At 63.8% G+C, this 19,104-nt stretch carries 16 protein-coding genes; 14 read left to right on the top strand and 2 right to left on the bottom strand.

Features of this window, described 5'->3' with window-relative positions:
• The first annotated feature begins 62 nt into the window (after positions 1-62).
• The 7 genes from EAE28_RS18260 (at position 63) to radC (ending at position 8,416) form a co-directional block, all read left to right on the top strand.
• Positions 63-1,169, top strand: a complete 1,107-nt coding sequence (locus tag EAE28_RS18260) for a TRAP transporter substrate-binding protein (RefSeq protein ID WP_127108955.1) — start codon at positions 63-65, stop codon at positions 1,167-1,169.
• A 125-nt stretch (positions 1,170-1,294) separates the two neighbouring features.
• A complete protein-coding gene (locus EAE28_RS18265; protein WP_127108957.1) occupies positions 1,295-1,846 on the top strand; it encodes a TRAP transporter small permease subunit in 552 nt (183 codons plus the stop codon).
• Positions 1,847-1,851: 5 nt separating this feature from the next.
• Entirely contained in the window at positions 1,852-3,240 is a 1,389-nt protein-coding gene (locus EAE28_RS18270) for a TRAP transporter large permease (protein ID WP_127108959.1), read from the top strand.
• 55 nt (positions 3,241-3,295) lie between these two features.
• Positions 3,296-4,222 carry an AEC family transporter gene (locus EAE28_RS18275; RefSeq protein ID WP_127108961.1) on the top strand — a complete coding sequence of 309 codons (927 nt, stop codon included), beginning with the start codon at positions 3,296-3,298 and terminating at the stop codon, positions 4,220-4,222.
• 179 nt (positions 4,223-4,401) lie between these two features.
• The gene (gene dnaK / locus EAE28_RS18280) at positions 4,402-6,321 is read left to right on the top strand and encodes a molecular chaperone DnaK (RefSeq protein WP_127108963.1); all 1,920 of its coding nucleotides are present in this window, start codon (positions 4,402-4,404) and stop codon (positions 6,319-6,321) included.
• 72 nt (positions 6,322-6,393) lie between these two features.
• Complete coding sequence (dnaJ, locus tag EAE28_RS18285) at positions 6,394-7,542, top strand: molecular chaperone DnaJ (protein ID WP_127108965.1); 1,149 nt, start codon at positions 6,394-6,396, stop codon at positions 7,540-7,542.
• A gap of 124 nt (positions 7,543-7,666) precedes the next feature.
• Complete coding sequence (gene radC, locus EAE28_RS18290; protein WP_127108967.1) at positions 7,667-8,416, top strand: RadC family protein; 750 nt, start codon at positions 7,667-7,669, stop codon at positions 8,414-8,416.
• Between the two features lie 114 nt (positions 8,417-8,530).
• Here the strand turns inward: radC and EAE28_RS18295 are convergent, their stop codons facing one another.
• Positions 8,531-9,757, bottom strand: a complete 1,227-nt coding sequence (locus tag EAE28_RS18295; protein ID WP_127108969.1) for a hypothetical protein — start codon at positions 9,755-9,757, stop codon at positions 8,531-8,533.
• 200 nt (positions 9,758-9,957) lie between these two features.
• Complete coding sequence (secA, locus tag EAE28_RS18300; RefSeq protein ID WP_127108971.1) at positions 9,958-12,693, bottom strand: preprotein translocase subunit SecA; 2,736 nt, start codon at positions 12,691-12,693, stop codon at positions 9,958-9,960.
• 181 nt (positions 12,694-12,874) lie between these two features.
• Here secA and EAE28_RS18305 point away from each other — a divergent pair, with 181 nt between their 5' ends.
• The 7 genes from EAE28_RS18305 (at position 12,875) to EAE28_RS18330 (ending at position 19,099) form a co-directional block, all read left to right on the top strand.
• Positions 12,875-13,723 carry a peptidylprolyl isomerase gene (locus EAE28_RS18305; protein WP_127108973.1) on the top strand — a complete coding sequence of 283 codons (849 nt, stop codon included), beginning with the start codon at positions 12,875-12,877 and terminating at the stop codon, positions 13,721-13,723.
• An 86-nt stretch (positions 13,724-13,809) separates the two neighbouring features.
• Complete coding sequence (gene argJ / locus EAE28_RS18310) at positions 13,810-15,156, top strand: bifunctional glutamate N-acetyltransferase/amino-acid acetyltransferase ArgJ (RefSeq protein WP_127108975.1); 1,347 nt, start codon at positions 13,810-13,812, stop codon at positions 15,154-15,156.
• 108 nt (positions 15,157-15,264) lie between these two features.
• Complete coding sequence (locus tag EAE28_RS18315; RefSeq protein WP_127108977.1) at positions 15,265-15,663, top strand: (deoxy)nucleoside triphosphate pyrophosphohydrolase; 399 nt, start codon at positions 15,265-15,267, stop codon at positions 15,661-15,663.
• 158 nt (positions 15,664-15,821) lie between these two features.
• Positions 15,822-15,959 (top strand): hypothetical protein, encoded by a 138-nt coding sequence (locus tag EAE28_RS23855; RefSeq protein ID WP_164736696.1) that lies wholly within the window; start codon positions 15,822-15,824, stop codon positions 15,957-15,959.
• Between the two features lie 122 nt (positions 15,960-16,081).
• Entirely contained in the window at positions 16,082-17,278 is a 1,197-nt protein-coding gene (gene kynU / locus EAE28_RS18320) for a kynureninase (RefSeq protein WP_127108979.1), read from the top strand.
• Between the two features lie 281 nt (positions 17,279-17,559).
• Positions 17,560-18,396 carry a tryptophan 2,3-dioxygenase gene (gene kynA / locus EAE28_RS18325; RefSeq protein WP_127108981.1) on the top strand — a complete coding sequence of 279 codons (837 nt, stop codon included), beginning with the start codon at positions 17,560-17,562 and terminating at the stop codon, positions 18,394-18,396.
• Between the two features lie 82 nt (positions 18,397-18,478).
• Complete coding sequence (locus tag EAE28_RS18330; protein ID WP_127108983.1) at positions 18,479-19,099, top strand: L,D-transpeptidase; 621 nt, start codon at positions 18,479-18,481, stop codon at positions 19,097-19,099.
• The last annotated feature ends 5 nt before the right edge of the window (positions 19,100-19,104 follow it).

Raw genomic sequence — 19,104 nt, forward strand, 5'->3', positions numbered from 1 at the left:
TGTATAAAACTGATCTATTGGTCAAGATATATGACCAAATGTTACAAGTTAGGGAGGACTACATGGATCGTCGCTCATTCCTGCGGACGTCGACTGTCGGCGGCGCCGCTGCGGCAGCCAGCACGTTGGCAGCCCCCGCGATTGCGCAAGGCCGCATCACCTGGCGCATGGTCACGACGTGGCCGCGCAACTTCCCCGGTCTGGGCGTGGGCGCACAGCGCCTTGCCGACCGGATCACCGCCGCGTCGGATGGCCAGCTGACCGTCGAGGTGTTCTCGGCCGGTGAGATGGTGCCTGCGCTGCAATCGCTGGACGCGGTCATCGACGGCACCGCCGAGATGAGCCACGGCGCTGCCTATTACTGGCAGAACAAGTCCACCGCGCTGTCGTTCTTCACCGGTGTGCCCTTCGGCATGACCTCGCGTGAACTGACCGCATGGGTCCGCTATCTGGGCGGTCAGGAACTGTGGGACGAGGTCTATGACCAGTTCGGCGTTCAGGGCTTCCTGTCGGGCGACACTGGCACGCAGACGGGCGGCTGGTTCAAGAACGAACTGACCTCGCTGGCCGACATTCAGGGCATGCGCTTCCGCACGCCGGGTCTGGGCGGTCAGGTCTGGCAGCGCATGGGCGCGTCGGTCACCAACATGGCTGGCGGCGAGATCTTCCAGGCGCTGCAATCGGGTGCGCTGGACGCGGCTGAATTCGTCGGACCGTACAACGATCTGGCGCTGGGCTTCTATCAGGTCTGCCAGCACTACTATACCTCGTCGTTCAACGAGCCGGGTCTGGCCACCGAGATCGTCGTGGACAAGGCCAAGTATCAGGCCCTGCCCGCAAACCTGCAGGCCATCGTCAAGGACGTGGCGCAGGCCGAGTACGATCAGGTTGCCTCGGACTTCTACGCCAACGACCCGCGCGCCCTGCGTACGCTGGTCGAGGATCACGGCGTCATCCTGCACTCGGAATTCCCCGACGACATCATGCAGGCCGCTGCCGATGCCGCCAAGGAAGTGCTGGGTGGCGTGATCAACTCGGATGACGACCTGACCAGCCGCGTCGGTCAGAGCTTCCTTGACGCCGTGCGCCTGCTGCGCACCCGGACCGAGGGCACCGATCAGGTGTTCACCACGGCCCGCTCGCGCTTCATGGACTACTCGGACCTCTGATCCGGGCTTTCCCTTGCTCTTGCACCCGGAGCAATCCGGGTGCAAAGGCCAGCCTTGCGAGGGCCCCGGAACGAGAGATCGCACCGGGGCCCTCGACCGTAACAGGCAAACCTCAGGAGGCCCCCTTGAACGGTCTGTCCGCCCTCATGCGTGCGATCAACGGTGTAAACCGGCTGATCGGCAACGTCTTTTCATGGCTCGCCCTGGCGATTGTCCTCATTTGCTTCTGGGTTGTCGTCGAACGCTATGTGTTTTCGAATACCCGACTCTGGATGCAGGACCTGTACCCTTGGCTGAACGGCGTGATGTTCTGCTCGGTCGCGGCCTATGCGCTTTACGCCAATGATCACGTGCGGGTGGATATCTTCTACCGGCCGGCGTCGAACGTGAAAAAGGCGTGGATGGATCTGGTCGGGGTGCTGATTTTCCTGTTCCCCTTCACCTGGGTGGTCTGGACCTATTGCTACACCTTCGTTGCGCGGTCGTGGGGCTTGCACGAAGGCTCGGCCAATCCGGGCGGCGCACCGGGCCTCTATCTGGTCAAGGGCTTCATTCTGGTCTTTGCCGTGACCGTCGCCTTGCAAGGTCTCTCGATGCTGATCCGTTCGATCCTGATCCTTCGCGGTCGCGAAGATCTGGTACCGCCCGCCTACCGCTATGAACCTGTGCCGGAGTGACCCCCATGGATCCTGTTCTCATTGGTGAACTCCTCGCCGGACTGATGTTTCTGGGCGTCATCGGCTTTCTCATGTTGGGTTTCCCCGTCGCCTTTACGCTGGCGGGCACCTCAATCCTGTTCGGCCTGCTGGGCAACTGGCTGGGCGTGTTCGACATGTCGAACTTCAGCGCACTGGCGGGCCGCTATACCGGCTACATGACCAACGAAGTGCTGGTCGCGGTGCCGCTGTTCATCTTCATGGGCGTGATGCTGGAACGCTCGAACATTGCCGAGCAACTGCTGTCGACCATGGGCAAGCTGTTCGGCAGCCTGCGCGGCGGTCTGGGCATTTCGGTCGTCGTGGTGGGTGCGCTGCTGGCGGCCTCGACCGGGGTTGTGGGGGCCACGGTGGTCACCATGGGCCTGATCTCGCTGCCCGCGATGATGCGGGCCGGCTATGACCCCAAACTGGCGTGCGGCACGATCTGTGCCTCGGGCACGCTGGGTCAGATCATCCCGCCCTCGACCGTGTTGATCTTCATGGGCGACATGATCGCGGGCATGCACGCGCAGGCGCAGATGAGCATGGGCAACTTCGCCCCAAGCGCCGTGTCGGTCGGCGACCTGTTCGCGGGCGCGTTCATTCCGGGCCTGCTGCTGGTCGTGGTCTATATCGTCTACATCCTGTTCAAAGCCTGGTCCGATCCCAAAAGCTGCCCGGCCATCCCGATGTCCGCCGAAGAGCGGGCAGGCCTGCCGCGTGAGATTGTCGTGGCTCTGGTGCCGCCGCTGCTGCTGATCGTCGCCGTGCTCGGCTCGATCCTTGGCGGTGTCGCCACCCCGACCGAGGCTGCTTCGGTGGGTGCCGTCGGCGCGACCCTGCTGGCCACGCTGCGCGGGCGTCTGCACCGCTCGATCTTTCTGGAAACCGTGCGCAGCACCGCCAAGATCACCGCGATGATCTTTGTGATCCTGTTCGGCGCTTCGGTCTTCTCGGTCGTGTTCCGCCAGATGGGCGGCGACGATCTGGTGCACGAGTTCCTGACCGGCATTCCGGGCGGCGCTCTGGGCGCGATGATCGCCGTCATGGTGGTGATGTTCATCCTGGGCTTCATTCTGGACACGTTCGAGATCATCTTCATCGTCCTGCCGATCACCGCGCCGACCCTGCTGATGCTGGGCGTCGATCCGATCTGGCTGGGTGTGATGATCGGGGTGAACCTGCAGACCAGCTTCCTGACGCCGCCGTTCGGCTTTGCGCTGTTCTATCTGCGCGGCGTGGCCCCGGCGACGGTGAGCACCGGCATGATCTACAAAGGTGCCGTGCCTTTCGTGATCCTGCAGATCATCGCCATTGCCGTGTTGTTCGTGTTCCCCGGTCTGGTGACCTGGCTGCCGTCGATCTTGTACTGACACCGGCTCCGGCCCGCCCCTGACCGGGTGGGCCGGGCCCAAAGATCGGAGCGCCATGCTCGCCGTCTTTTCGCAGACCCTTCCGTTCTTTGCCGTGATCGGCCTGGGCTATGGCGCGGGCCGCAGTGGTTTTTTCCCGCCCGAGGCCACGGCCTGGCTGACCAAGTTCGTGTTTTATTTTGCCCTGTCGGCATTGCTGCTCGGTTTCTCGGCCAGCATGTCGATCGGCGACATCTTCGATCCCCGCGCGGCGGCCGCCTATCTGTGGGGCTGCGGGGTCGTGTACCTTATCGCGCTGGCCGTCGCCTTCATCCGCCTGCGCCCGCTGCCCGAGGCCGTGATGGAAGCGCAGACCGCCATCATCGGCAACACCGGGTTTCTGGGCGTGCCGATGCTGGTGCTGCTCTTGGGGCCTGAAGCCGCAGGCACGGTATTGCTGGTACTGTCCATCGACCTGATCGTTTTCTCCAGCCTTCTGACCGTCGTGATCACGCTGGGGCGGGAGGGGCGTGTTTCACCGGCGCTGCCGCGTATCATTCTGATTGGGCTTGCGAAAAACCCGATGGTCGTGGCCATGGCCGCAGGCCTCTTGTGGTCCGCCACCGGCTTTCCCCTGCCCGGCCCCATCGCCGCCACCACTGCCCTGCTGGGTGCCGCTGCGACACCCGGCGCGCTGTTCGCCATCGGCGCGTCGCTGACCGGCAAACGGGCCGAGCGGCTGACCGTTGCCGGCTGGCTGAGCTTTGCCAAACTGGTGCTGCATCCGCTGGCCGTGGGCTTCGCCGCCCTGTGGATTTTCCACGTCGAATCCTTCGCGGCGGGGGTGCTGATCAGCGCCGCCGCACTGCCGGTAGCGGGCAATGTGTATATCCTTGCCCAACACTACGGGGTCGCTGTGGCACGTGTTTCGGCCTCGATCCTGATCTCGACGGCGCTGAGTGTGCTCACTGTTCCGCTGGTGATTGCCCAATTCACGGGCTGAAGCATGAACCTGATGTGAAATTGGCGTGCCACGGGCGCTTGCAGGCCCTTATACCCCTCCCTATATAGCCCTTCGAAGCCGGGACATTGCCCTAGTGGGTGGCCCGGTTCAGGGATCGGGGACGCGAAGCCTGACAGGATCGCCTCTCCACAACATCGCCGAAGGAAAGAGGAAGCATCATGGCTAAAGTCATCGGGATTGACCTCGGGACGACGAACAGCTGCGTGGCCATCATGGAAGGCTCGCAGCCTCGCGTGATCGAGAACGCAGAGGGCGCGCGCACCACGCCGTCGATCGTCGGTTTTACCGAAAGTGAACGTCTCGTCGGCCAGCCCGCCAAGCGGCAGGCCGTCACCAACCCCACAAATACCGTCTTCGCCGTCAAGCGCCTGATCGGTCGCCGTCTGGGCGACGCAGCGGTCGAAAAGGACAAGAGCCTTGTCCCCTACACCATCGCCGACGGTGGCAATGGCGACGCATGGGTCGAAGTGCGCGGTGAGAAATACTCACCCTCGCAGATCAGTGCGTTCATCCTGCAAAAGATGAAAGAAACCGCCGAGTCGTATCTCGGCGAGAACGTCACGCAGGCCGTGATCACCGTTCCGGCCTATTTCAACGACGCTCAGCGTCAGGCCACCAAGGATGCGGGCAAGATCGCCGGTCTGGAAGTGCTGCGCATCATCAACGAGCCCACGGCTGCCGCGCTGGCCTATGGCCTGGACAAGAAGCAATCGCAAACCATCGCGGTCTATGACCTTGGCGGCGGTACGTTCGACATCACGATCCTTGAGATCGACGATGGCCTGTTCGAAGTGAAATCGACCAACGGGGACACGTTCCTCGGCGGCGAAGACTTCGACATGCGCATCGTTCAGTATCTGGCCGACGAGTTCAAGAAAGAGCACGGCGCCGATCTGACCAAGGACAAGATGGCACTGCAGCGTCTGAAAGAAGCCGCCGAGAAAGCCAAGATCGAGCTGTCGTCGAGCCAGCAGACCGAAATCAACCAGCCGTTCATCTCGATGGACAAGAACAGCGGCCAGCCGCTGCACCTGGTGATGAAGCTGACCCGCGCCAAGCTGGAAAGCCTGGTCGGTGATCTGATCGTCAAGTCGATGAAGCCCTGTCAGCAGGCGCTCAAAGACGCAGGTCTGACCAAAGGCGACATCGACGAGGTGGTTCTGGTCGGCGGTATGACCCGCATGCCGCGCGTGGTTGAGGAAGTCACCAAATTCTTCGGCAAAGAGCCGCATAAGGGTGTGAACCCGGATGAGGTTGTCGCGCTGGGTGCCGCCATTCAGGCCGGCGTTCTGCAAGGCGACGTGAAGGACGTGGTGCTGCTCGACGTGACCCCGCTGTCGCTGGGCATCGAGACGCTGGGCGGCGTGTTCACCCGCCTGATCGACCGCAACACGACGATCCCGACCAAGAAGTCTCAGGTCTTCTCGACCGCCGAGGACAATCAGAACGCGGTGACCATCCGCGTGTTCCAGGGCGAGCGTGAGATGGCGGCGGACAACAAGGTCCTTGGCCAGTTCAACCTGGAAGGCATCCCGCCCGCACCGCGCGGTCTGCCGCAGATCGAAGTGACCTTCGACATCGACGCCAACGGCATCGTCAACGTGTCGGCCCGTGACAAGGCAACCGCCAAAGAGCAACGGATCACGATCCAGGCTTCGGGTGGTCTGTCGGACTCGGACATCGAGAAGATGGTCAAGGACGCCGAAGAGAACGCCGACGCCGACAAGGCCCGCAAAGAGCTGGTCGAGGCCAAGAACCAGGCGGAAAGCCTTATCCATTCGACCGAGAAATCGCTGGTCGAATACAAGGACAAGGTCGATCCGACCACGGTCGAAGCCATCGAGCTGTCGATTGCGGCGCTGAAAGACACGCTGGACGGCAACGATCCCGACAAGATCAAGTCGGGTATCAACAACGTCCGCGACGCGTCGATGAAGCTGGGCGAGGCGATCTACAAGGCGCAGCAGGAAGCCTCCGAGGGTGAAGAAGCCTCGGCGGACGACGAGCCGCGCCCGGTCGATGACGACATCGTCGATGCCGACTTCGAGGACCTCGACAACAACAAGCGTCGCGACTGACGCTCGGTGATCCAAGGGGCCCCGGCCGGCAACGCCGGACCGGGGCCCTGCCTTTGAAAGTGAGGTCCATGGATGGCCAAGCGCGATTATTACGATGTTCTGGGTGCGTCCAAAGGCGCCTCGGCTGAAGAGCTGAAGAAAGCCTATCGCACCAAGGCCAAAGAACTTCACCCCGACCGCAACAAAGACGATCCCACCTCGGAAGCGCAGTTCAAGGAAGTGAACGAAGCCTACGAAGTGCTCAAGGACGCCGACAAGAAGGCGGCCTATGACCGCTATGGTCATGCGGCCTTCGAGGGTGGCATGGGGCAACAACGGGGCGCTCGTCCCGGCGGTGCTGGTGGTGATTTCGGCTCCAGCTTCTCGGATGTGTTCGAGGATCTGTTCGGTGATTTCATGGGCGGTCGCAACGCCGGCGGTGCGCGTCAGCGTGCCAGCCGTGGCAGCGACCTGCGCTATAACCTGCGGATAACGCTGGAAGAAGCCTTCAGCGGCTCGCAAAAATCGATCCGCGTTCCGACCCTTTCTGCCTGTGACGAATGCAGCGGCACCGGGGCTGAGGGTGGCGCCGAGCCGGTGACCTGTCCGACCTGTTCGGGCATGGGCAAGGTCCGTGCGCAGCAGGGTTTCTTCACGGTCGAGCGGACCTGCCCGACCTGTGGTGGGCTCGGTCAGATCGTCAAGAACCCGTGCAAGGTCTGCAAAGGTGCAGGCCGGGTCGAGAAAGAGCGCTCGCTCAGCGTCAACATCCCCGCCGGCGTCGAAACCGGCACGCGCATTCGTCTGTCGGGCGAAGGCGAGGCTGGGCTGCGCGGCGGTCCTGCGGGCGATCTTTATATCTTCATCGAGGTGCGCGAGCACCCGATCTTCCTGCGCGACGGGCTGGACCTGCATTGCCGGGTGCCCGTCAGCTTCACCACAGCCGCTCTGGGCGGCGAGGTCGAGGTGCCGACCATCGACGGTGGCCGCAGCCGGGTGAAGGTGCCAGCGGGCTCGCAGGCGGGCAAGCAGATGCGTCTGCGCTCGAAGGGCATGCCGTCGCTGCGCGGTGGCGGGGCTGGCGACATGATGATCGAGTTGAGCGTCGAAACGCCGGTGAACCTGACGTCGCGGCAAAAAGAACTGCTGCGCGAGTTCGAAGGGCTGTCGCAGGACAACCACCCGGAAGGCAGCAGTTTCTTCACCAAGGTGAAAAGCTTTTGGGATGGTATGAAGGGGTGAAACCCGAGGCTCCTGCCGAGGGCCTGTTCCAGGTTTAAGCTTGCACGATCCCAAAACGGCGGCCCCTTCGGGCCGCCGTTTCGCTTTAACCCTTCCTCAACCAGAATCACCGCAGTCTGGGCCCATGTCGCGCCCCGCCTCCTTGTCAGAGCCTCCGCTCCCCCTCTTCACCGCGCCCGAGCCGGTGAACCCTGGCAGGCTTCCCTCGTACATCAAGGACCACCGCAAGCGCCTACGCGCCCGTTTCCTTGAGGGCGGGGCTGCGGCAGTCCCCGATTATGAACTGTTGGAACTGATCCTTTTCGGGGCGATCCCACGCGGCGATGTCAAACCGCTGGCGCGGACGCTGATCGACCGTTTCGGCGGACTGGCGGGCGTAATTACTGCACCGCAAGCGCAGTTGCTGAAAGTCGACGGGGTGGGTGACTGCGTGCTGGTCGCGCTGAAACTGGCCGAGGCTGCGGCGACGCGCCTGACCCGCGCCAAGCTGCTGAATCGCCCGGTGATTTCCTCTTGGGATGCCTTGCTCGACTATTGCCACACCACCATGGCGCATCACCCGGTCGAGCATGTGCGCGTGCTCTATCTGGACCGCAAGAACTGCCTGATCGCGGATGAGGAACAGGGGCGCGGCACCGTCGATCATGTGCCGCTCTACCCGCGCGAGGTGCTGCGCCGTGCGCTGGATCTGGACGCCTCGGCGCTGATCCTGGTGCATAACCATCCGTCGGGCGACCCCACGCCAAGCGCGCAGGACATCGCGCTGACCGACTGCATCCGCACCGGGGCCGAGGCGCTGTCGCTGGTGCTGCACGATCACCTGATCATCGGCAAATCGCGCGAGTTCAGCTTCAAGGCAGAGGGGTTGCTGTAATCCAGCGCGGGTGCGTCGTGCCTCTAGCCGCCCCTTCCAAAGCGAAAGGCCCGGCGCAAAACGCCGAGCCTTGGTACAGCTGTCAGTCGATCATCGGGGCCATGGCCCGGCGGGTCAGTTCAGCGCGATCTCCAGCTCAGGCAAGACACCCGGCAGCACGATAAAACCGCCCGTTCCGTCGCAATCAGGCATGGTGATCTGAACCTGACGCACCTGGGCCGAGGCCGTGCCGTGCAGTTCTACCGTATTGGCCTGAAGCGTCTGGCCGCAGCTGGTGGGGGTGATCGGCGCTTCGATCTCAAGCGAGACCTGACCCGTGCGCGGCGTTTCCCCGCGCGGATAGGAATAGACCTGCGCCAGATGCGCGCCCTCAATATCGGGATCGCCCAGAACCGTCATGAAGCCCTGATCCGGCACACCCGGTTCGCGCGGGGCATTTGCGTTGACATGACCCGGGTCGCCATAGGCCGCGCCGAACTCATAGGCGTTCAGCACCAGCATCGCCGGACCCTGCCACTGCAACACAACGCGCTCCATCGAGGCCAGATCCGGCACGGTGGTGCTATCGGTCTGTACGCGACCGTCGGCGAAAGTGACGCTCACCGTCGCCTCTGACGACAGGGCGGGAAGTTGCAGCATCATCTGTCCGTCGTCGCCCACGCGGCTGTCGAAGGACAGCCCGGCGTGGGTGACCGAAACAGCCGCGCCGTTGTCGCAAGGGGCGTAGACGCTGGCATCCAGCATCGCGCCGGGCGCGGGGGTAACGACCAGCCAGACGGCGCAGGCGGCGAGTTCGGCCTGCAGCTCGGGATCGAGCGGCAGCACGTCATCCGCCACCGGCGTCTGGGCGGGGGACAGATCACTCAGCAGAACAGGGTTGTCGGCCTCAGCCACAGGCAGCGTATCGGCGAAGGATTGCGTGTCAGATTGCGTGTCGGCGGCGACCGGGGCTGGCGCGCCGTCGATCGAGGGCAGGATACTGGCGCGCGACAGGTCCATGTCGGGCTGAGTGCCGGCCTGAGCCGTGACAGGGGCGGCAGGTGCCTGTGTGGGGGCCTGTGCGCCCATCAGGGAGGGCGTCTCGGCCACATCTGCCGGAAGGATGGCCTCGGCGGCCTCAGGGGCTTGCGCAAGCTCAACCACGGGCGCAGGCGCCTCGGATGACAGCGCTGCGAGCGACGGCGCAGTCCCGGTCGGCGCGGGCACAACGGATGCCGAGGTGAGGCTTGGCACCGCAGGTTCGGCGAGAGAAAGCTCGCGCGATTGCTGGAATTTGGTTCCTGCCGTGACAGCCGCCCCGAGGGCGACGGCGGCAATGGCGACGATGCGCACTCTTTTCATGACCGACTCCGACTCAATGTACTGACAGTTGCGTTATCGGGGTCAATCCGGGCAGCTTTGGGGCGGCTGAGCGGTGGTTTGAGGGCCAAATCGGGCCGGAAGTGACTATCATCGTTAACGAATTTGCAACGCCCTGTCCGGCACGGACCACGCAAAAGGGGCCGCGATGCGGCCCCTTGCATAGCGATGAAAGAGCCGTGTCAGGCCAGACTGCCGTGGCAATGCTTGAACTTCTTGCCCGAGCCGCAGGGGCACAGCTCGTTCCGGCCGGGGTTGCCCCAGGTTGCCTGATCGGCCTCATCGAAACCCTCACGCGGGGTGCCCGGTTCGACCGCTTCGGCCGGGGCCTGCGGCGACAGGCGCGGCAGGTCCATCGGCGTGTCCAGCTTGCCGTCACCGCGCGCAGCGGCGGCTTGCAGGGCCATCTGCTGCTGCATCTGCGCCTGCTCTTCGGCGGTCAGCGGACGGATGCGCGACAGTTGCCGCGTGACGTCCTCTCGCAGTTGACCGAGCAGGTTTTCGAACAGCACGAAGGCCTCGGACTTGTACTCGTTCAGCGGATCGCGCTGCGCCAGCCCGCGGAAGTTCACCGCCGAGCGCAGATGGTCCAGCGTCACGATATGCTCGCGCCACTTGCCATCGATCACCTGCAGCAGAACCTGCTTTTCGACCTGACGCATGGTGTCCGAGCTGAACGCGGTTTCTTTCTCGGCCATCATCGTGTCGGACATCGCGATCAGCCGGTCGCGCACAACCTCCTGATCGACGCCATCCTCATTGGCCCAGTCGGTCAGCGGCGGCTCGATGAACAGCTTGTCCTTGAGCACCTCGGCCAGACCCTCGATGTCCCACTGATCGGCATAGCTGCCCGAGGGCATATGCTTGGCGATCAGTTCCTCGATCACCGCGTGGCGCATGTCGCCGACGATCTCGGACAGATCCTCAGCCGCCAGAATTTCGAGCCGCTGCTCGAAGATCACACGGCGCTGGTCGTTCATAACGTTGTCGAACTTGAGCAGCGTCTTGCGGATGTCAAAGTTGCGGGCTTCGACCTTGGCTTGCGCCTTTTCCAGCGATTTGTTCACCCATGGGTGCACGATCGCCTCGCCCTCTTTCATGCCCAGGGTCGAGAGAACCTTCTCCAGACGCTCGGACCCGAAGATGCGCATCAGGTCGTCTTCCAGCGACAGGAAGAACACCGACCGGCCCGGGTCGCCCTGACGGCCCGAACGACCGCGCAGCTGGTTGTCGATACGGCGGCTCTCATGCCGCTCGGTGGCCAGAACAAACAGGCCCCCGGCGTCGAGCACCTTCTGGCGCTCATCGGCAACCTCGGCCTCGATCCGGCTGCGCACGGCGGCGGGATCGGCGGTCGGGTCGGCGTCCAGCGCGTCCATGACCTGCATGTCCACGTTGCCGCCCAACTGAATATCCGTACCGCGACCGGCCATGTTGGTGGCGATGGTCACCATGCCCAGACGCCCGGCTTCGGCCACGATATGCGCTTCACGCTCGTGCTGGCGGGCGTTGAGGACGTTATGCTCCACCCCGGCGGATTTGAGCAGCGCCGACAGCTCTTCGGATTTCTCGATCGAGGTGGTGCCGACCAGAATCGGCTGACCCTTTTCGTTGGCTTCCTTGATCGCCGCCAGAACGCCGTCAAATTTCTCACGCGCGGATTTGTAGACCTGATCGTGTTCGTCAAGGCGCGCGATGGGGCGGTTGGTCGGGATCTCGACAACGCCGAGGTTGTAGATTTCCTGAAACTCTTCCGCCTCGGTCGTGGCCGTGCCGGTCATGCCGCCCAGCTTCTTGTACATGCGGAAGTAGTTCTGGAAGGTGATCGAGGCCATCGTCACCGTCTCGGGCTGGATCTCCAGTCCCTCTTTTGCCTCAACCGCCTGATGAAGACCTTCGGACAGCTGGCGACCCAGCATCATGCGCCCGGTGTGTTCGTCGATCAGAACGATCTTCCCGTCGCGAACGATGTAATGCTGGTCCTTGTGCAGCATCTTGTGCGCGCGCAGGGCCTGGTTGACGTGGTGGACGATCGTCGTCGATTCCGGGTCATAGAGCGTCTGACCTTCGGGCAGGATGCCTTCGGCATAGAGCAGTTGCTCGATATGCTCGTTGCCGTCGTCGGTATAGGTGATCGAGCGGGCTTTTTCGTCCAGCGTGAAATCTTCGTCCACCAGCGACGGGATCAATGCGTTGACGCGGACATACAGGTTCTCGCGGTCCGGCATCGGCCCCGAGATGATCAGCGGCGTGCGGGCTTCGTCGATAAGGATACTGTCGACCTCGTCCACGATGGCAAAGTTATGCCCGCGCTGCATCATCTGACCCAGATCGGTCTTCATGTTGTCGCGCAGGTAATCGAAGCCCAGCTCGTTGTTCGTCGCATAGGTGATGTCAGCGGCATAAGCCTTGCGCTTTTCATCATCCGGCTGATGCGGCACGACCACGCCGGTGGTCAGGCCCAGCTTGGAGAACACCTTGCCCATCCAGTCCGAGTCGCGGCGGGCGAGGTAGTCGTTCACCGTGACGACATGCACGCCCTTGCCGCTGAGCGCGTTCAGGTAGGCCGGGAAGGTGGCGACAAGGGTTTTACCCTCACCGGTCTTCATCTCGGCGATATTGCCCTGATGCAGGAAGATACCGCCGATCAGCTGCACGTCGAAGGCGCGCAGACCCAGCGCCCGGCGGGCACCTTCACGGCAGTTGGCAAAGGCTTCCGGCAGCAGCGCGTCCAGGCTTTCACCCTTTTCCGCCCGTGCCTTAAGCTCTGCGGTCTTGGCCACCAGCCCGTCGTCGCTCAGCGCTGTGTATTCGTCTTCCAGCGCGTTGATCGTTGCGACGAGGGGTCGGACAGCTTTGACCTTTCGATCGTTCGCGGTGCCGAAAACTTTCCGGCTGAGTGTTCCGAGGCCCAACATCTATTCTCCGCTCGCCATTGTGTGACCGGCTGACTAAACCGACGGGGTTGCCGGTCGGCGGCTGCTTTTCTAAACAGGGCGCGGCTGGTCAGCCCTTCAAATATACCGTTCCGGCATGTAAGGGCCGACCATGTTGGTGTCAATCACAGCGGCCCTCAGGGCCGCGATTCAGGAGCCTTGCATGTTCAAAATCGCTCGATTTGCCGCGGTAACCGCGATCTTTACCGCCCTGGCCGTGCCCGCGGTGGCGCAAGATGCCTCGACGGTGATCGCCCGCGTCGGCGGCACAGAGATCACGCTGGGCAACGCTATCGCCCTGCGCGCCCAACTTCCCGAACAATTTGCGCAGGTGCCCGACGCCACGCTCTTCCCGGCCATCGTGCAGCAGTTGATCGAGCAGGAACTGCTCGCACAGGCGCAGGCCGACAACCTGTCGCCGCGCGATCAGCTGATGCTGCAGAACGAAACCCGCAACTTCCTTGCCAATGCCGCGCTGGTCGAGGCCGCCACGGCTGCCGTCACCGATGAAAGCGTGCAGGCCGCCTATGACGCCTTCGCCGCCGAATATGCGCAGGGCGAGCCGGTGACCGAATACAACGCCGCCCACATCCTCGTGCGCACCGAGGAAGAGCGCGATCAGGTGGTCGCCGCGCTGGCCGAAGGCCGTGAGTTTGCCGACGTGGCGCGCGAGTTCTCCATCGACGGCTCGTCGCAACAGGGCGGCGATCTGGGCTGGTTCCCCGCCGGCGTGATGATCCCCGAATTCCAGGCCGCTGTCGAAGGGCTGGAGCCCGGTCAGGTCTCCGAGCCGGTGCAAACCCGCTTTGGCTGGCACGTCATCACCCTGCTGGGCACCCGCACCGCCGAGGTTCCGGCGCTTGAGGATGTCCGCGACGATCTGGTCACCCAGATCCAGCGCGAAGCGACCACCGCCCGCGTCGAGCAACTGCGCGAAGGCGCAGAGGTCGAGAACCTGGCCGAAGGCATGGATCCCGCGCTGCTGAGCCAATCGTCGCTGCTGGACGAGTGACGCGCCAGCGCGTAGCGTAGCGCCGAAACCGGCCCGCACCCTTTCGGGGGCTGCGGGCCGTCTGTCTTTCCAGGAGTTCGGTCCCGATGGCGACGAAGAAGAAGTACAAGCAGAAGATCCAAAAGTGGAAGTCCCGCGCCAAGGCTTTGAAAACGCGCCTTGCCACGGTGCCGGTTGCTGCCCCAGCGACCAAAGTGACCGTCGTCTCGCCGCTGGCCCCCAAGAACGGCTTCCCCATGCTGCCCGCCATCGCCGGCGTCGAGTTCGCCACCGCACAGGCCGGCGTGCGCTACAAGAACCGCACCGATGTGATGCTGGCGCGCCTTGCGCCCGGCTCGGTCGTCGCGGGCACCTTTACCCGCTCGGCCACCCGCTCGGCGGCAGTGCTCGATTGTCAGGCCAAGGTCGGCGTCACCGACGGGGCGGATCAGGGCGCGGCCATTCTGGTGAACTCGGGCAATTCCAATGCGTTCACCGGCGCGCGCGGCTGGACATCGGTCAACGCGCTGTCGGCCTCGGTCGCGGCCAAGCTGGGCCTGCCTGAATCGCGCGTCTTCACGTCTTCGACGGGCGTGATCGGCGAACCGCTGCCGCATGAGCGCATCGATGCGGCGCTGGACGCGCTGGTCGATGGTCTGTCGCCTGACGGTATCCCCGATGCTGCCCGCGCCATCATGACGACCGACACCTACCCGAAGGGCGCGATGGCCGAGGTCGAGATCGGCGGCCAGACCGTGCGCATCGCCGGGATCGCCAAAGGCTCGGGCATGATCGCGCCGGATATGGCGACGATGCTGGTCTATATCTTCACCGACGTGAAGATCGCCCAGAAGGCGCTGCAAACCGTTGTCAGCCGCCTGACCGACCGCAGCTTCAACTGCATCACCGTCGACAGCGACACCTCGACCTCGGACACGCTGCTGATCGCGGCGACGGGTCAGGGTCCGGCGCTGACCAACATGCGCTCGGCCGAGGCCAAGGCCTTCGAGCGCGCGCTCGGCGACGTGATGATGAACCTTGCGCATCAGGTCGTGCGCGACGGTGAAGGGGCAACCAAGTTCGTCGGCATCACCGTCAGCGGCGCCCAAAGCAACGAAGACGCCAAGCTGTGCGCGCTCAGCATCGCCAACTCGCCGCTGGTCAAGACCGCGCTGGCGGGCGAAGATCCGAACTGGGGCCGCATCGTCGCCGCCGTCGGCAAATCCGGCGCGGCGGCTGACCGGGACCGGCTGGGCATCACGTTTGGCGACATCACCGTGGCCTCGGGCGGTCTGGTCGATCCGGGCTACAAGGAAGCCGAAGGCGCGGCCTATATGAAAAACCCCGAGCTTGAGATCGGCGTCGATCTGGGGCTGGGCAAAGGCACCGCCAAGGTCTGGACCTGCGATCTGACCCACCGCTATATCGACATCAACGCCGATTACCGCTCGTAAGCCACGCGGTTAACACCGTGTAAACCGCGCCCCATCATCTTGTCGCAAATACTCTCGGGGGGTCCGGGGGGCTGAAGGCCCCCCGGCCTCTCCACCCGGAGATCCCCTATGAAAATCGTCCTCGTCTCCGCCGTCGCGCTGATCGACGCCGATGGTCGCGTGCTTCTGGCCCAGCGACCGGCGGGCAAATCCATGGCCGGGCTGTGGGAGTTTCCCGGCGGCAAGGTCGAACCCGGCGAGTCGCCGGAAGCCGCGCTGATCCGCGAGCTGCATGAGGAACTTGGCATCAACACCTGGGCATCGTGCCTGGCACCGCTGACCTTTGCCAGCCACGCCTACCCGGAATTTCACCTGCTGATGCCCCTCTTCGCCTGCCGTCGCTGGGAGGGAATCGCCACCCCGCAAGAGGGGCAGGTCCTGAAATGGGTCCGTGCCGACGCGCTGCGCGAGTATCCGATGCCACCGGCAGATATCCCGCTCATCCCCATCTTGCGCGACTGGCTTTGACGTTTTGCGAAACAATTCGCTTAATAGTCACAATTAGTAGACAATGTGGAAACCTGGAAACAAACAGGTTCTGCGATAAAGCGGCGAATTGCGGTGTTTTTCTGGCAAAATCGTCGTGAATGTGTCAATTTCAGGGCATGGGACAAGAGGAATGCACCGTGCTGAAGACCATTATGATCGGCCGTTATTTAAGCATCCAAGGCCAGTTCGTCGGCACCACGCCTACCGGGTTGATGGTGGTCAGGGTTGGCGAAAAGACCTTTGCCGGGCGCCCTGTTCAAAAGCGGATTGCCTGAACGTGTGAGTAGCGAGTAACGGGCGTGTACCCTCAGGGTGCGCGCCCTTTTTCCGGTCATTAATTTCAAACTTGAAACATAAACCGCCGGGCGATAGCCTTCACCCCAACAAGGGAGTCGCCATGCCTACCGATTTCGCCGCCACCCGCGCTCAGTTCGACCTGCCTGAGGGGATCTTGTATCTCGACGGCAATTCTCTGGGCCCCCTGCCGCGAAACGTCGCCGAACGGCTTGCCCGGACAGTGACGCAGGAATGGGGCACGATGCTGATCACCGGCTGGAACAAGGCCGGCTGGATGGACCTGCCCACGCGCATCGGTGACCGCATCGCGCGGATCATCGGCGCCGAAGCCGGTCATGTGGTGCTGGGCGACACGCTGTCGATCAAGGTCTATCAGGCGCTGGCCTCGGCGCTTGAGATGAACCCCAGGCGCAAGGTAATCCTGTCGGACACCGGCAACTTCCCGTCGGATCTTTACATGGCCGAAGGGCTGTGCCGGACGCTGGGCGACGGATATGAGCTGCGCACCGTCGCGCCCGAAGAGGTCGCTGACGCCATCGACGACAGCGTCGCCGTGCTGATGCTGACCGAGGTCGACTACCGCACCGGCCGCCGCCACGACATGCCCGCGCTGACCGCAAAGGCCCACGACGTCGGCGCGCTGGCGATCTGGGATCTGGCGCATTCGGCCGGGGCGACGGATGTTAAAGTCGCCGAGGGCGGCGCGGATTTCGCGGTTGGTTGCACGTACAAATACCTTAATTCCGGCCCCGGTGGCCCGGCCTTCATCTATGTCGCGCCGCGCCATGCCGAGACCGTGCGCCCGGCGCTGTCGGGCTGGATGGGACACGAGGCACCCTTTGCCTTTGACCTGAGCTATCGCCCCGGCAGCGGCATTGAGCGCATGCGCGTCGGCACCCCGCCGATCCTGCAACTGGCGGCGCTGGACGCCGCGCTGGATGTCTGGGAGGGCGTCGAGATCGCCGACCTGCGCGCCCGCTCGATCGAGTTGTGCGAGGCCTTCATCGCCGGTGTCGAGGCGCGCTGCCCGATGCTGACGCTGGGCTCGCCCCGCGATCCGCGGCAGCGCGGCAGTCAGGTGAGCTTCCGCCACCCCGAAGGCTACGCGATCATGCAGGCGCTGATCGCGCGCGGCGTGATCGGCGATTTCCGCGCGCCGGACGTGCTGCGCTTTGGCTTCACGCCGCTCTATATCGGGCTGGACGAGGTCAATGCCGCGGTCGGGATACTGGCCGAGATCATGGCAACGGATGCCTGGGACACGCCGGAATTCAAGACCCGGGCGAAAGTGACATGAGACCGGGCCGGGTGATCGGGGGGGCTGCTCGCCCCCCCGTCGCCATTGTCTCTCGGACCAATGGCGTTCCAATGGCGACCCCCTCGCCCAAGGGGGACGTACGCGCCCCCCTTGGGGAACCCCCCGTGGATATTTTCGGACAGATGATGGTGCTGCCGCCGCTCTGTCGGCCCGGCGGCTGGGTTGTGTTGTGGAAGCGATTGGCGATGATGGGAAAGTTGAACGCGCGCGGCTGGGCTTGAGTCCGCCCCTGTCCCGTTCACCGTACCGGAGTCTGTCTTATGACCGAAGCTTACGATCCCGCCCGCGAAGGCGCGCAAATGGCCTTTGATGGCCGCATGTCTTACACCGATTATCTGGGTCTGGACGCGATCCTGACCGCCCAGCATCCGCGCTCGACCGCGCATGACGAGATGCTGTTCATCATTCAGCACCAGACCAGCGAACTGTGGATGCGGCTGGCGCTGCACGAGATCAGCGCCGCACGCGGTCACTTGCAGGAGGGCAACACCCGGCTGGCGTTCAAGATGTTGAGCCGTGTCGCGCGGATTTTCGAGCAGTTGAACAACGCCTGGGATGTGCTGCGCACGATGACGCCGAGCGAATACACCGAATTTCGCGATGCGTTGGGGGAATCCTCAGGCTTTCAGTCGTGGCAGTATCGGCTGATCGAGTTCACCGTCGGCAACCGCAATGTCGCGTTGCTCAAGCCGCACGCCCATCGCGAAGACCTGACGCAAGCGCTGGAGGCAGAACTGGCGCGGCCGTCGCTGTATGACGTCGCGGTGCGGGTGTTGGCGAAGGCCGGGTTTGCCATCTCTGACGACGTTCTGAACCGTGACCTGCGCCAGCCCTGGCGCGCCGATGAGAGCGTGCAGGCCGCGTGGCGCGAGGTTTATTGCGATCCGCAAAAACACTGGGAACTGTACGAACTGGCCGAGAAACTGGTTGATTTCGAAGACTATTTCCGCCGCTGGCGCTTTAACCACGTCACCACGGTCGAGCGCGTCATCGGCTTCAAGCGCGGCACTGGCGGCACCGCGGGCGTGATGTATCTGCGCCGGATGCTGGAGGTCGAGCTGTTCCCCGAGCTGTGGCATCTGCGGACCGAGCTTTAACTACACGGGGTTTTGGCTGGCACCTTGCGGTCAGGGGCGGCATTATAGGGCAAAGCCCCTGACCTGAGCCTGTGAGTCTGCCATGATTGATCTGTCCCGCCGCGCCGTTCTGGGTGGCCTCGCCCTTCTTCCGGTGTCCGGCTGCGTGTCGAGCAACGCAGACCCGGTGGTCGAGCCGCTTGACTATGGCATGCGGCTGGACGGCGGTTTCACGATCCCGGCGGTTCAGACCGAGGATATCGCGGCCGGGCAGCTGCGTCAGGTCGTCCCCTTCATGATCGACTATCCGCGCGATTCAATCGTGATCATCGCCGACGAGCACGCGCTTTATCTGGTCCTGCGCGGCGGCTTTGCCCTGCGCTACAGCATCGCTGTGGGGCGCGCGGCACTGGGCTGGCACGGTAACGCCGAAATCTACCGGGGACAGCCCTGGCCGGATGCCACAGCTGCGCCCTTGCCAACCCTGGTCGACGAGGGCACAGCGGTCACCGAACCCGCCGGGCCGTCGGCCCCACTGGGCGCGCGCGCGCTTTATCTGCGGTCGCGCGGTACCGGTGCGGACGAAGGGCTGAGCATCCACGGTACGCCGCTTGCCGCGACCGCCGGGCGCGGCGATGCCGCCGGCTATTACCGCATGATCAATCAGGAAATTATCGACCTGTACGAGCGCGTCGGCGAAGGCACGCTGGTGACAATTCTTTAACCGTC

Origin of the sequence: Pararhodobacter zhoushanensis (assembly GCF_003990445.1) — a bacterium.
In the GTDB taxonomy this organism is placed as follows: domain Bacteria; phylum Pseudomonadota; class Alphaproteobacteria; order Rhodobacterales; family Rhodobacteraceae; genus Pararhodobacter; species Pararhodobacter zhoushanensis.

Excerpts from the sequence above, each read along its gene's own strand:
- EAE28_RS18260 (WP_127108955.1), top strand. The coding sequence starts at position 63 with ATGGATCGTCGCTCATTCCTGCGGACGTCGACTGTCGGCGGCGCCGCT.
- EAE28_RS18270 (WP_127108959.1), top strand. The coding sequence starts at position 1,852 with ATGGATCCTGTTCTCATTGGTGAACTCCTCGCCGGACTGATGTTTCTG.
- EAE28_RS18275 (WP_127108961.1), top strand. The coding sequence starts at position 3,296 with ATGCTCGCCGTCTTTTCGCAGACCCTTCCGTTCTTTGCCGTGATCGGC.
- dnaK (WP_127108963.1), top strand. The coding sequence starts at position 4,402 with ATGGCTAAAGTCATCGGGATTGACCTCGGGACGACGAACAGCTGCGTG.
- dnaJ (WP_127108965.1), top strand. The coding sequence starts at position 6,394 with ATGGCCAAGCGCGATTATTACGATGTTCTGGGTGCGTCCAAAGGCGCC.
- radC (WP_127108967.1), top strand. The coding sequence starts at position 7,667 with ATGTCGCGCCCCGCCTCCTTGTCAGAGCCTCCGCTCCCCCTCTTCACC.
- EAE28_RS18295 (WP_127108969.1), bottom strand. The coding sequence starts at position 9,757 with ATGAAAAGAGTGCGCATCGTCGCCATTGCCGCCGTCGCCCTCGGGGCG.
- secA (WP_127108971.1), bottom strand. The coding sequence starts at position 12,693 with ATGTTGGGCCTCGGAACACTCAGCCGGAAAGTTTTCGGCACCGCGAAC.
- EAE28_RS18305 (WP_127108973.1), top strand. The coding sequence starts at position 12,875 with ATGTTCAAAATCGCTCGATTTGCCGCGGTAACCGCGATCTTTACCGCC.
- argJ (WP_127108975.1), top strand. The coding sequence starts at position 13,810 with ATGGCGACGAAGAAGAAGTACAAGCAGAAGATCCAAAAGTGGAAGTCC.
- EAE28_RS18315 (WP_127108977.1), top strand. The coding sequence starts at position 15,265 with ATGAAAATCGTCCTCGTCTCCGCCGTCGCGCTGATCGACGCCGATGGT.
- kynU (WP_127108979.1), top strand. The coding sequence starts at position 16,082 with ATGCCTACCGATTTCGCCGCCACCCGCGCTCAGTTCGACCTGCCTGAG.
- kynA (WP_127108981.1), top strand. The coding sequence starts at position 17,560 with ATGACCGAAGCTTACGATCCCGCCCGCGAAGGCGCGCAAATGGCCTTT.
- EAE28_RS18330 (WP_127108983.1), top strand. The coding sequence starts at position 18,479 with ATGATTGATCTGTCCCGCCGCGCCGTTCTGGGTGGCCTCGCCCTTCTT.